The sequence below is a fragment of the Mesorhizobium sp. WSM4820 genome (assembly GCF_055811075.1).
In genome coordinates this window covers 37,169-50,306 of the sequence record NZ_JBVVQN010000029.1, presented here as the reverse complement: position 1 = coordinate 50,306, position 13,138 = coordinate 37,169, and the positions used below count along the sequence as shown (strand labels likewise).

Annotated in this window: 7 protein-coding genes and 4 pseudogenes; 5 read left to right on the top strand and 6 right to left on the bottom strand. The window is 59.5% G+C overall.

Going from position 1 to position 13,138, the window contains the following annotated elements; genetic code table 11:
- The first annotated feature begins 105 nt into the window (after positions 1–105).
- The 3 genes and pseudogenes from AC0L2R_RS31330 to AC0L2R_RS31320 all read left to right on the top strand — a co-directional run.
- Entirely contained in the window at positions 106–249 is a 144-nt protein-coding gene (locus AC0L2R_RS31330; RefSeq protein ID WP_473513500.1) for a hypothetical protein, read from the top strand.
- A gap of 738 nt (positions 250–987) precedes the next feature.
- Positions 988–2,085, top strand: coding sequence for a Gfo/Idh/MocA family protein (locus tag AC0L2R_RS31325; protein ID WP_473513499.1), 1,098 nt, complete (start codon positions 988–990; stop codon positions 2,083–2,085).
- A 519-nt stretch (positions 2,086–2,604) separates the two neighbouring features.
- Positions 2,605–2,896: pseudogene (locus AC0L2R_RS31320) on the top strand (ATP-grasp domain-containing protein); the annotation flags it as partial.
- A gap of 828 nt (positions 2,897–3,724) precedes the next feature.
- On the opposite strand, the pseudogene AC0L2R_RS31315 reads toward AC0L2R_RS31320, so the two are convergent.
- Positions 3,725–4,038: pseudogene (locus AC0L2R_RS31315) on the bottom strand (IS110 family transposase); the annotation flags it as partial.
- Positions 4,039–4,205: 167 nt separating this feature from the next.
- On the opposite strand from AC0L2R_RS31315, the pseudogene AC0L2R_RS31310 reads away from it, so the two are divergent.
- Positions 4,206–4,594: pseudogene (locus tag AC0L2R_RS31310) on the top strand (CoA transferase); the annotation flags it as partial.
- On the opposite strand, the pseudogene AC0L2R_RS31305 reads toward AC0L2R_RS31310, so the two are convergent.
- Positions 4,582–5,055 (bottom strand): annotated as a pseudogene (locus AC0L2R_RS31305) (autoinducer binding domain-containing protein). The pseudogenes AC0L2R_RS31310 and AC0L2R_RS31305 sit on opposite strands and share 13 nt — an antisense overlap.
- Before the next feature lie 356 nt (positions 5,056–5,411).
- The gene (locus AC0L2R_RS31300) at positions 5,412–5,693 is read right to left on the bottom strand and encodes a DNA -binding domain-containing protein (RefSeq protein WP_473513497.1); all 282 of its coding nucleotides are present in this window, start codon (positions 5,691–5,693) and stop codon (positions 5,412–5,414) included.
- A 116-nt stretch (positions 5,694–5,809) separates the two neighbouring features.
- On the opposite strand from AC0L2R_RS31300, the gene AC0L2R_RS31295 reads away from it, so the two are divergent.
- Positions 5,810–6,043, top strand: coding sequence for a helix-turn-helix domain-containing protein (locus AC0L2R_RS31295; protein WP_473513495.1), 234 nt, complete (start codon positions 5,810–5,812; stop codon positions 6,041–6,043).
- A 557-nt stretch (positions 6,044–6,600) separates the two neighbouring features.
- Here the strand turns inward: AC0L2R_RS31295 and AC0L2R_RS31290 are convergent.
- From AC0L2R_RS31290 to AC0L2R_RS31280, 3 genes are all read right to left on the bottom strand, one after another.
- Positions 6,601–8,913, bottom strand: a complete 2,313-nt coding sequence (locus tag AC0L2R_RS31290) for a S9 family peptidase (protein ID WP_473513493.1) — start codon at positions 8,911–8,913, stop codon at positions 6,601–6,603.
- A 603-nt stretch (positions 8,914–9,516) separates the two neighbouring features.
- Positions 9,517–10,194 carry an OmpW/AlkL family protein gene (locus AC0L2R_RS31285; RefSeq protein WP_473492074.1) on the bottom strand — a complete coding sequence of 226 codons (678 nt, stop codon included), beginning with the start codon at positions 10,192–10,194 and terminating at the stop codon, positions 9,517–9,519.
- Positions 10,195–10,784: 590 nt separating this feature from the next.
- Entirely contained in the window at positions 10,785–12,914 is a 2,130-nt protein-coding gene (locus AC0L2R_RS31280) for a prolyl oligopeptidase family serine peptidase (protein WP_473513491.1), read from the bottom strand.
- Positions 12,915–13,138 lie beyond the last annotated feature (224 nt).

Sequence of the window (13,138 nt, the reverse complement as noted above, 5' to 3'; positions counted from 1 at the left end):
GACGAAGTCAGCGCGCTGCCATCCGAATATCCGGGCTGGATGCTCGAGCGCCAGGCGGCTGGCCGGCGTCCGGCGCCTTTCGTGCCGAAGCCGTAATCGCTCGCCGTGATTGAATTCTTCCAGCAGCGGCACAAGCCGCCCAGCGACAACGTCTGGCTCGACATGCAGCGCGCCAGCCGCGCGATGCCTGCTCCCGCCAAAGCCGTCAGCCTCATCGGCTCGCCGTTGTTGACCGCGCGCTGCCGGTGATCGGGACGATCATCGGGGGTTTTGTTGCAACGGCTGAATGGGAATGTAGAGAGAGTCTGACACGAGGCCAATCACGCGGCAAGCATTTGGAACTGCTCGGCAAGGCCAACGCCGCGCCGTAATTGCTTGCGGGTCAATTCCGCAAACCAGCGTCGACTTGGTTCATGAAGCCGAGGTTCGTGTGAAGTGGAGGTGGTAGCATGCCCGCCGCATCAGCCAGTTCTTGATCGATGCAGTTTTGAAGGATAGCAAGAAATATTTTACATAACATTTACTATACATAACCCCGCTCCTGTGGCACGCTCACTTCACTAGCTGGGAACACTATGACGTAAAAGTACGTTCAATGTATTGTCGAAGTTTAACCTTGATCAACGCCGAGATTACAGGTTGAGTCGGGAACGTTGGGCGGCTTGCTGGCAGGCTGTCGCTGAAGCGAAGGCTAGTTGGTTGTGGGCCTTGATGAAGGCGTTGGATATGAAGGGCTCAATCACCTGTCTCGTAGGGCGGCGAGGCCAACTTCGTGAGTGGTAAATGGCCAATCCGAATGATGTGGCGTCTTGCAGCTGAAAGGTTGTCGTACACTCCAGTAGAGTGACATTTTGGTCCGCAACGCCGGCTGCTCCTCGACCCGTCCACGTGCACACTTCGTGCCCTTCGTCAGATGCCATGCATCTTGCGGACCGCCCTATTGAAGCGACATCCGCGGTTCGTCTAGTCTAAATAGGAGGTGGTAGCATGCCAACTAGGATAATTCAGGTTGGGCTTGGTGAATGGGGTGCAGACTGGGCTGAGACGGTCATACCTCATGTGCCCGAAGTCGAGGCGGTAAGTTGGGTCGACCCGAATCCTGAGGCGCTGCAGCGAGTGAAGCTTCGGCTCGGGGCTCCCCCGGACCGGTGCTTCCCAACTTTGGAGGCAGCGCTCTCGAGTGTCGGTGCCGACGCCGTCTTGGTTACGGCGCACGTCCGGGCCCATGCTTCTCTCGTTGAACTTGCTCTGGAGGCCGGTAAGCACGTATTGGTGGAGAAGCCGTTTGTGTCTACGATCGTCGAGGCGGAGCGCCTTGCTGATTTGGCGGACCGTTACCACCTAACACTTATGGTCAGCCAGAACTTCCGCTTCTTTCCTGCAGCCATCAGTGCTGCCCGGCTTGTCAGAGAGCAAGTACTCGGACCGGTAGGCGCAGTCCACATCGAATTCCGACGGTTCCTGAACTGTACGCCGGCCGATGAACCTTTTTATGCCCTACGACAGCCCCTTCTTGAGGATCTTGGTATCCACCACTTTGACCTGATGCGTATGGTGCTCGGGCAGGAGCCCCGGCAGGTATATTGTACCGCGTGGCAGCCGGAAGGGAGTTCGTTCAGTGAGCCGCCCGCAGCGGCTGCGACGATCATCTTCGGTCGAGGCACCGTCGTCACCTATCGCGGCAATTGGCTTAGTGGTGGAGTGGAGACGCCGTATGGCGGCGAGTGGCATTTGGAATGCGCCGAGGGCGAGATCATCTGGACCTGCCGCGGTGACCGGGATGTCACATTGGACGGCGATCACGTCAGGATTCGAAAGCGCGGCCACCCCGTAGTGCCGATCGACCTTCCCGCGACGGCATCGTTCGGACGTAGAGAAAGCTTGGCGACCTTCGCGCGCGCCGTCGAGATCGGCACCGTCGCACCGTTCGCCAGCCTGGGGCGTGACAATATTGGCAGTCTCGCTCTCATGCAGGCCGCGATCACGTCGGCGACGACGGGGCGAGTGATATCGGTCGAAACGATCAATAGCTCGCCCGAAATCGACCGCCCAGACCAAGGCTGGAGCGCGCCCTGTGATCGATGATACGTTGTGATGTGACCACGGCGTTCGCTGGTGATTCAAATCCCCGTTCATGAGGTAGATGATAGGAGGAGCAGCCCGGACCCGAAGGCCTCGGACAATGGCACCTCGTCGGCGTGAGCGCGCCATCATCGCCGCACCGTCAACCTGCCTGTGCTGCGGTTCGGCCAAGCTGGCACAGCTTGGCGAAGGAACCGCATAGTGGCAGATTGAAAGGCCGGCATTGTACCTTTAGGTTCTCCTGCTAACGAATTGACCGCCTTGGCCGGCCCAGTTTCTTGGCAGGCTCGAGGCCGAAGCAACGCGACGTCTACCCAATACAGGCCCGATCGCCGCGCTGGAGCGGCTCGTTGCAAAGACGCACACAAACCCTTTCGTTGCAACAAAACTCGAAAATAAGATTCGTAGATTCTTCACGCCGAAAATCGTTGGAAGCCTGCGGGCAAGGTCTGCGGTCAAGCGCGGCTGCAAAGATGCCGGGAATCCTTCAGACCGCCGCACGGCACGCACAGAAGGGGGCCAATGGAAAGAGCGCTGATCCTACTTGGAGGCTCGAAAATGGGCTCGGGTTTGCTCTACGTCCAGGCTGCTCAGCGTCTTGGTCTCCAGCCAATTACCCTTTCTGACAATCCAAGTCGCTACGACAATTTGGAGCGAAAGTCGTCGAGACAATCCGTATTGATACAGACGATCTGGGTGCGCTGATCCGCGAATGTTCCCGGCTCCAAAAGACCTATGAAATCGCTGGTATACGGCTGCCCGGGACTCAGTATATGCGACAGTTGGGAAGCTCTGTCGGCATTTCGATCCACCGTCGAGGCGGCGAGCCCTCTCTCATTCGTGAGGTAAGCCGCGAACACATCAACAATCTGGTCGTACTCCATGCGCTCAATCGGAAGGGCGGTTGGTATCAAACCTGCTTGCCGCAACGCGGCAAGCAAGCGCCGGAGCGCCGATCGTTCGCCCGAATCGGTACTCCAGTGTTTGCAACGTAAATGTCACGAGCACCGCACGGCTGTCCTTGCTTGACAGAGGCAGAAGTCAGATGCGGGTCGCTTTGACCCGCTTGGGCATGAACTACGAGCGGATGGCGACGATCGCCTTTGCAACGGCGGCGACGCCGCGTCGTCGAGACGGGAGTTCACCCCCGTTGTGTCCCGGATCGGGGCGATGATGTCGCCGGTTGCGGCATGACCGCGGAGAACGGGACGCCAGAGTCTTGTGGCATAAGCGAGACCATCTTCTCAGCATCCAGGGGAGCTAGGAGAATACGCACAAATCATCGCTGCGAAAGATTTTGTTCTTGCGGAACCCGCGCCGGGCGGAGCTTCTATCTCGGGGACAATCCAGTCTGCCTTGCCAACGCCCGTGATTTGGGTCCGCGTGGCAACCTCGGCCTATCTGTTCAAGGCAATGGAATCTATATGCCGCTAGCATCGGACCTTATGCTTTGCGCATGATTTCCGTCAATCATCAATGGGCTGAAAGAAGCCCAAAGCAAGCGAAGGAGGCTCGGCAGGCCCAAGCTGTGGCGCGTGTGATGAAAGGTGAAATTTCAGCGGCTGGGATGAGGGAATTGATGGACAGCGCCAGAGCCGCAGAACGACCCGCCGAGGAATTGCTTTCAGCCACCGAGGGAGGGCATGGTCGGGCGTGTCACCGCTTCGCAAATCGCTTCCGCGTTCACCGCATCATTCTTTCCGCGCTTCACATAGGGCTTCACGTAGGACGGTGGCATCAGGCGGACTTCATGGCCGAGTTCCGTCAACTCTCGAGCCCAATGATGCGATGTGCCGCACGCCTCCATGCCGATCAGGCAGGGCGGCAACTGGTGAAGAACGGCAGAACTTGGGATCGGCGCAGTGCCTTACGAACAACAACGTCTCCAGACGCGTCGACGGCGTGAATTTGAAAATTGCGCTTGGCCAGATCAAGGCCCACGGTGGTAATCTGCATGGCGGAAGGCTCCTTAGCTCGGGTTGCCTGACAGCAAACCCACTGTGGCACAGTGATGCCGAGAGCGGGAGCCATCCACCCCATCTGCTTTCAGGAACGGCGAAGGTGACGTAAAGACCAATATTAGGCGCGAACCCGACAGCCCGCGCCGAACGGCGAGTACACCCTACGACAGATTGGTGCGGGGACAGAGCGCTTACTTCGTCTGGCTCCAAGGAGTCGGTCTGTCTAGACCTGAGATCGGACGCGGACCGCGAGATCCTCAACACCCTCATTGCAGCTTTCGACGTCTTTGAAGCCATGCAGTATCGAAAAATTGGGTTTCGGGTCTGCTGATCTCCGTCGACAATATCCGCGGCTGATCACCTGCGACATCTCTGGATTCGGGAACACAGGGCTGAAGGCTTATGATCTCATCGTACAAGCTGAAACAGGTTTATGCGCCATCACCGGCAACAACCAAGGCCCCGCCCGTGTGGGTGTGTCGGTTTGCGACATTTCGGCGGGCATGACAGCACATAGCGCCATTTTTCAGGCGCTGTATCACCGCGAGGTTGCAAATTGTCTTTGAAAGATTCTTGCAACGGCTTTCAGAAAAGCGTTGCCCAGATGAAAGGCGGCGGTGCGTAGCGTAACCCCCAGGATGCAGTCGATCTCGCAATCGGACTGCCCACTGCAGGCACTCGTATTCCCGCGGCGTTAGCAAGACACCATCGATCATTCGATCGGCGGACAGTTTGCGGCGAACGAACGATCGGATTCCCAACGAAACGGGCATCCGCCACCGCGTGCACGCACAATAACGGGGTCGACGCTCTGATACCGATTCTCAAGATAACGTGCTGTCCATGGCGCCGGATAATTCGAGATCAGCGTGGGTTTGCCATCAGACCGCGGGGGCACGGAGAGGTAGGCAAAAGTGAGCAGATTGAGTCCAGAGGCGACATCGGCCAGGGCGCCGCGGAGATCAGCCTCATCGAGGGTCGCCGGAAGCTTGGGCTGACGACCACCCGGCAGGCAATTGGGCGCCTGGCCCGTTCGGGTTTCAGTTCATGACAAGTTAGCTTCACCTGCGCGGCGGCATTCAAGCGTCGCCTATGCGCGCTCGAGTGGCTCAATGCCCTTTGTGCTGCCTTCCGCCAAAAAGTGCTCGATTGAATGTCGTTCTTCGGGACATCGACGGATCGCTCGCCGGACCTTCACATCGCGAGATTCGCTGAAGTGCTGATCGGAGAAGTCGGGTCCACGCCGACTGGACGGATCCTGGCGATCACCTCAGCGACCGCATTCGGCGCGTCTCTCCGGCCGTGCGCTCAGGAAGGGGGACTGTCGTGAGTTCCTTGCCCTAAAAAGGTGACATTTCCAGCCGTGCGTCAGCCGCCGAACAGTTCCTTGTAGCCGGTCGTCACCATCCAGTTCGCCCGATCGATATGGCTGCGAACAGCCTTGCGGGCGCGCACCGGTTCAAGGACGGGGTCGATACCGAGAATGAGCTCGGCCATTTCCTCTACACTCGCATTGTCGGCGCAGGCGTCCAGGATGCGCAGGTAAATGGTGGAATGTTGCCTGTCGTAGCCCGTGATGCTGTCTGACCATGGGACCTCATCGCGCAGTGTTGAGCTTTGAGTCCCGTCTGTTCCCGTTGATGGATCCATATCTGCCGCGAACCTCGCATGTTGAACGCTGGATTCAAGACAGCATATCCCAAAATGGGATAATCCGGAACCGGGATTAGTGGCTGAGCCGGTCTTTACCTGACCGGTTCGCCTACATGCCCAAGTCACTTCGATCTGCCCGCCACCAGAGGTTTCTGGCCCAGTTGATATCGCTGCGCAAGGCCAAAGGCCTGACCCAGGCGCAGGTGGCTGAGAAACTTGGTCGGCCGCAATCCTTCGTGGCCAAGTATGAGGGTGGAGAGCGGCGTCTCGATGTCATTGAGTTTCTCGACCTAACTGCGGTGCTTGACGCTGATCCGTGCGAAATTCTGTTGAGCCTCCGGACGTAGCGGGCGCCCTCGCGCCGCGCGGAGCCACGGTTGCCGGGCGGACCAGCCCCGGTTTTCTTCGGCAATCTCAGGCGTCTCAGCCATTCCGCTCCCGCCCTGGCGCGGGCAAGGGCGGGCGCAGCTCTTCTTTGGCCCCCCGGCGGAGCAGGGTAGGCGGCACTCCCTTCTAGGCCGCCGCGTCATCCCGCAACCCTTCGCTCTCGCTTCGGGTCCTTCTCTTCGTTTCGGTCCTTCGGATGCGGTCCGCCTGGATGGCGGCCCTTCCGGTCGCAACTCGCCGCCCACCACCCGCTTCCGGGGAAAGCCGCTATTGGCGAGCGAAGGCAAAGGCAGGCAGAGGCGGGGCGCCCATGTCCTCAATTCCCGCTTTGCGGCCGTCGAGCGTCGGAACGTTCCCGTTTCCGTCTTGCTAAGGCCCGTTGCGCAGGAATCGGCGCAGGCCCCCTCGAGCGGTTCTCCGCTCGCTCGCCGCCTCGATCACAGCCAACAAAACGGGCACGAGGATTGCTATAGGCAGAAGCTGCCGAAGCATCATCGTGACGATTGCTCTTTTGCAGCTATGTTCGTTTAGCGTTCCAGTCGGGTGGGGTCTGACCAAGAATGTTGCGCACGAAGAAGTCCAGGAGTTTGCGCTCAGTGTAGATGCCTGGCACGTTGTGATCGGCACCAGGCACATAGACCATGTCGAAATCTTTTCCCGCCTTGATGAGTCGGTCGGCAAGCTGCAGCGAGGAGGACGGGTCGACATTGCGGTCCATTTCGCCCACGACGATCATCAGCTTGCCCCGCAGCCTGTAAGCATTGTCGATAGCGGAGGATTGGGAATATTCAATGCCGACTGGCCACCCCATCCACTGTTCGCTCCACCTGATCCTGTATATCCGGTTGTCGTAGCAGCCGCTGTTGGCGACCGCGACCTTATAGAATTCGGGATGGAAGAGCAGCGCGCCCACCGCGTTCTGGCCGCCTGCGGACCCGCCGAAAATGCCGACATTGGAGATATCGTACCACGGATACCTCGCGGCGGCCGCCTTGTGCCATAGAATGCGATCGGGAAAGCCTGCGTCCTTCAGATTTTTCCAGGCAACGTCATGAAAGGCGCGCGAGCGGTTGTTGGTACCCATGCCATCGATCTGCACAACGACGAAGCCCAGCTGCGTGAGCGGCTCTGTCCGCGTTGAGAAGGATTTCGGGACGCCGGAGCCCTGGGGCCCGGCATAGATTTTCTCCACCACCGGGTACTTCTTCTTCGGATCGAAATTGGCGGGCAGGTGGATCACGCCCCAAATATCAGTCTTGCCGTCGCGCCCCTTGGCGTGGAAGCTGAGTGGCGGCTGCCAGCCGGCGGCGACGAGCTCGGACATGTCGGCGGTCTCCACCTCCATGAGTGTGACATCGTCGCTGGCGCGGTAGAGCATCATGCGGGGCGGCAGATCGATGCGTGACCAGAGATCGACATAGTAGCGGCCGTCGGGAGAGAACTCGACATGGTGGTTGGCCGGCTCGGGCGTGAGCTCAGTCAGCCCCTCACCGTCGAAGCCGATGCGGTACGCATGGACGAAATAGGGGTCCTCCCCCGGGTTCCTCCCGCTCGCCTCGAACCAGATCTGGCGCTTGACCGGATCGACATGGTTGACCGCGCGGACCACCCACTCACCGCTGGTGATCTGGTTCTTGAGCGCGCCCGTCTGGCCGTCGAACAGGTACAGGTGCTCGTGCCCGTCGCGCTCGGACGCCCAGATGATCTCCTTCCCGTCGTCGACATCGTAACGAAAGATTTTCCCGGTACGGTACTGGTTCATCACCAGCGGCCGGTAATCAACGAAGGTCGTGCTGGTCTCTTCGATCAGCGAGCGTGCGCGGCCCGTGGCGGCGTCTACCTCGACCAGCCGATAGAGCTGATGCCCGCGCTGGTTATATTCGAAAGTGAAGCCGCGACCGTCTGCCCACCATTGGAGAGCGGAAAGTTTGAAGGGGTTGGAGAACAGGGCGTTGTCGATCACGATCTGGCGCTGGCTGGCAATCTCGAACAGGACCGGCTGGGGCAGCGGAAGGACATCGCCCGGCTTGGGATAGACCATTGCCGAATATTCGCGCTGCAACCGGTCCGTCGACGAATTGAGGTAGGGGACCACCCGCTTGTAGCCGGGGCGAACGCGGTAGGCCGCGAGATGGCGCGAGTCCGGCGACCAACTCAGTGTCGAAAGGACGTAGTAATTGCCCTCTGACCCATCCCGGCTCAGCGCAACATCCTGCAATCCGTCCTTGCTGCGCAGCAAAACATTGCAGTTCTTTATAGAGACGATCCATTTGCCGTCGGGCGAGACGCTCCTCTGGTCGGGGTTATTCTTAGCCGGGGGGGTGTAGACGTGGCGGAGCTGAAAGTCCGGCGCGTCCACATCCGAGTTTGTGCTGGTGCAAACATAGCTTGCAACGTCGCAGCTCCACCGGACCTGCTCAATCAGGAAGTCGAGCCTGCGACCATCCTCGGTCAATTCGAAACGCTCGAAGGGAAGATCGCCGGCCTGATAGCTCTTATGGCTCGCTTCATTTAGCGCCGCCGCCAGACGGGCATGGTCGAAGGCGGCCCGTTTCAAACCCGTGGCAGCATCGACCCGCATAAACTGCTGCTCGCCGTGGATAGTCCGGCGGTATACGAACGTGTTGGCTCCAGTCAGCCAGAACGGCCCCTCGGGAACATTCACGGTGAGCCCGCGATAGCGATCGTTGATCGCCAGTGCCCGCTCCAAATCGCTCAGCGCTAGCGGTGGATGTGCACCGTTTGAACCGTTGGACAGCGCCCCAGCGGTTGCCGATCCCGATGCCTCTTCAGTTAATAACGAGAGCGCCGAAGCGCCGATCTTGACCATATCTGTTCACCTCTTCGGTTTTCGGGAGACGCATTGTTGGATCTGGCTTTTGATCGCCGGTGTGCAGCGGCGTTGAGCGTTGCTCGAAGGAGTCAGCACGCGGTGCGGCCGAGACGGCAGTCAACATGACCCGTCGCCTACGCCGATATCCAGGAACTGGCCGGGTGAACCAGACTGAAGAGTTGGCGCCGAGCCAGCAGGGTATTTTCCATGTCCACAATGATGGAATGTTCAAAGCCCGATGACGCTTGCAATCACACTCCCTTCCTTTCTCTGTACCTGGAAGGGCCGGAATTGGGCCCGGCACAAAGTGTTGGCTATGGACATTCTCTGCATGGCTGTCGTCAGTCCGTTGATCCGTGTCCGGATGAACGATGCAATATGCGCCCCAAAGGAGATCCTTTTAGATCATGGCAATCGATCGGACTGTCTGTGTCGGGTGAACGACTTTAACGTCGCATATCCGACAGCTCGGACAATCCCAAGTCACATGACCTTGGGTGTATGTCGGTTGACAAAAGTGGACCGTCGGGCCGACGGCAAAAGGGCGCACGAGGCGCCCTTCATTCGACTCGGGCTGCGCGTAAGCCGACTTCGCCGGCGTCAGAAATGGTACGTGACGCCTGCGCCAATCAGCCAGGGGTCGAGCTCCGCCTTCCCCGTCTGCTTCGTGCCGGCCACGGTGACGTCGAAGTCTGGCTTAAGGAAAAGCTTCTTCACGTCGAAGTTGACGCCCCAGTGCTGGTCGACCATGTAGTCGAACCCGACCTGCAGCGCGGTGCCGAACGTGTTCTTGACCTTGAGATCATCGGCGCTGCCGGCTTGCTGATGATAGAAGATCGTATAGTTCACGCCGGCGCCGACATAGGGCTTGAAGGCGCCGAAATCGGTAAAGTGGTACTGCAATGTCAGCGTGGGCGGCAGCAGCCAAACCTTGCCGATATTCCCCAGCCCGCCGATCGAGCCTTGGCCTGTGATGTTGGCATAGGTGGTGCCGAGGATAAGCTCGGCTGCGACATTGTCCGTGAAGAAATACGAAATATCGAGTTCCGGCGTTACGGTGTTCGAATAGGAAAGACCGGAGCCGGGCACCGCGTTAACGTAGCCCGAATCCTCAGTGATAACCCCCAACGCGCGCAGGCGGATCTGCCAAGGGCTTGGCCATTCCCTGAACAAGGCACCCTCATCCGGGTCGCACGGTTCTGCAAGGTCTGCCGCGGCCGCCTGCTGTCCTACCAGCAACAGGACGACGGCCGCTGTGAGTCCCCGCAACACGTTCATTCGCTTTGTTGCCATAATGTTGTTTCCTTGCTCGTTAGACTTCACTTTGAATAGTCCTGCTGTGTTGATTGATATCAACAGAATACTGGCGCGAATTATTTGCAAATTCTGCGCGCATTGTTAGGCCTGTACTCACTTCGTCGAAGTTCGCCCTTGTTGATCTGCCGGTCGCCAATGAACGCTATCGGCGTGCGAGCCGATCGCGCTGCCAAGGAAATTGTCGCCAAGGCAATGAATACGGCCCGCTCGGATTGTCCTTGCCGTAGCTGTGCCCGCCTGCGCTGGTCCGTAGAAGTAAGCGGGATAGGCATCGTATTAACGTAGCCCGAATTATGTCCCCGAGGCGGAGAGGCGCAGGGGGCTTTTGGAGTCGCGATAGCCGGCTGTGCCAGCAGCACCAAGACGACGGCCGCTGTTACTCCCCGCGCCACCTTCACTCGATTTGTTGCCATGATATTTCTCCTTGCTCTTCAGAAATGGTAGACTGCAATAGTCCTGCAGTATTGATTGATATCGACAGCGTGCGGGGCGCGCATTTGCGCAAACCGTGCTCGCATTATTTGCACCTTGTCGCAGTCCTCGACCTCTACTCACTCATTCGACGCCCGCCTTTCTCGAGCTCCCGGTCGTCTATGAAAGCTATCGGCGTGCCAGCCGATCGCGCTGCGAAGGAAGTGGATGCCAAGACTGATGAATGCAGCGCGCTCCCGATTGTCCTTGCCGTAGCCGTGGCCGCCCGCGCCGGGCTCGTAGAAGTACGCGGGATAGCCAAGGGCCTGCAGCTTTGCCGCCATCTTGCGCGCGTGGCCCGGATGGACGCGGTCGTCCCGCTTCGTGGTCGCGAGCAGGATAGGCGGATAGGGCTGTCCGGGCGTCGCGGCGTGATAGGCGGAGATTTCCTTCAGGAAAACCCAATCGTCAGCCTTGTCGGGATCGCCATATTCGTCGATCCAGCTCGCGCCTGCCAGGAGCTTGGTGTAGCGGCGCATGTCGACAAGCGGAACCCTGCAGAACAGCGCGCCGAAATACTCAGGATAGCGGGTAAGCATGTTGGCGATCAGTAGACCGCCATTTGAGCCCCCCTCGGCGGCAATCCGCCTCGGCAGCGTAATGCCCCTTCGCACGAGGTCGGCGGCAACGGCGGCGAAATCGTCATGGGCGAGACGCTTGCCCTCCCTGCGCCCGGCATCGTACCAGCGGGTGCCGAACTCGCCGCCGCCGCGGATGTTCGCCACCACACACGTGCCGCCGCGCTCGAGCCACAGCTTGCCGAGCGAGGAGTTGTAGTAGGGCAGGAGCGATATGCCGAACCCGCCATATGCGGAAAGGTGAACCGGGGCATCTCCGTTCCCATCAGCCGGACCGACCTGCGTATAGGGGATCATCTCACCATCGATCGACACTGCCTCGTGGCGCGTGACCACCAGTCCGGATGCGTCGAAAGTCTCCGGGTTACGTTTCAGGATAACTGAAGCGCTGAGAGGCGGCGCGGCGTTGAGATCGAATAGGAAAAGCCGCGGCGGCGTGATCGGATCCTGAGCGCAAACCAGGACCTCTCCATTGGTCTCGTGATCTTCCGCATCGAGGGACCAGAGGTGAACAGCCCCTTGCGCGGGCACGGTGTCCAGGGCTCGGCGCGTCCATTCCTGCGGGCTCGGGGTGAACACCTCGAACCTTGGAGCAAGGTTCGCCAGGTAATCGATAATGAGCTTCCCGTCATTCCAGAAGAATGACTGCAGACAGCGCCTCTCGGCTGGTTCAAACAGGGTACTAAAACGACGTTCGCCGGCCAGAAAAGCGGAAAGCGAGATGCCGATCAGCGCGTCGGCGCTATAGGTCGTCCCGGCAACGGTCCATGCTTTGCGCGGCTTTATCGCCAGCCAATCGCCGAAGTTATCCCACCTGGCGTCCTGAGGAAGGTCGATCTCAATCTTCGGCCCGCTTCTATCACCAATGCGGACTTTCTTCTCGAGCCAGGCCAGCTGCTCGACGAACCACAGGCGCTCGCTCTCGGCGGTACGGTCCAGATGGCAAAACACACCCAAGGTTTCGGAGCCGGTCTCGAAGATTACCGGCGCGGTGAGGGGATTTGCGCCACGCTTCCACAGTCGCACGGTGCGTGCGTAGCCGCAGCGCGTGGCCATACCATCACCAAGCGCACTGGAAAGCAGAAGAGTGTTGGGGTCGAGCCAATCAATGTCGCCCTTGGCCTCGGGAAGATTGAAACCGTCGGCGACAAAGCTCAGAGAGCTGAAGTCGAATTCGCGATGCACGACTGCATCGCTGCCGCCGCGCGAGAGGCGCAGAACGGCTCTTTCCCGTCTCTCCGGCTCGATCGACGCGCCGCCCCAGATCCAGTCCTCTCCGTCGCTACCCGCGAGGGAGTCCAGATCGATCAGTAGCTCCCACTGGGGATCCGCGTTCATGTAGACGGAAAGCGTGGTCCGGCGCCACAGTCCGCGCGGATTTCTGGCATCTCGCCAGAAATTGTAGAGGTACTGACCGCGGCGCGTGACCAGGGGAATCCTGTCGGGGCGGTCGAATTCCGCTGTCAGCGCCGCCCTGTCGCGCTCGAACTGCGTCCCACCGAAGTGCTTCAGGGTCTTTGCCGACTGGCCCGCCGTCCACGCAAGTGCCCGTTCGCCTTCTACATCTTCAAGCCAAAGATGGGGGTCATCGTCGGGTGCATTCAGTGTTGGGCGGAAATCGAATTCGCTCATGTCCGGACAACCGGACGAATGAAAGCGCAATGGCTTCCGTCTGCTCTGGAAGGCTCAGTGTTGGCGGCTGCGCCCCCATGTTCGAAAACCGTGATCATCAGGTGGGTTCTTTTCAGTCGGTGCGGCGTCGCAGTGCTTTTGCGCATAGGACTGCATCTGTCGTGCCAACTGGGAAAATCGTTTCCGAACAATGCGATCGCTCTGGCAGCGTTGTGTCACATGTC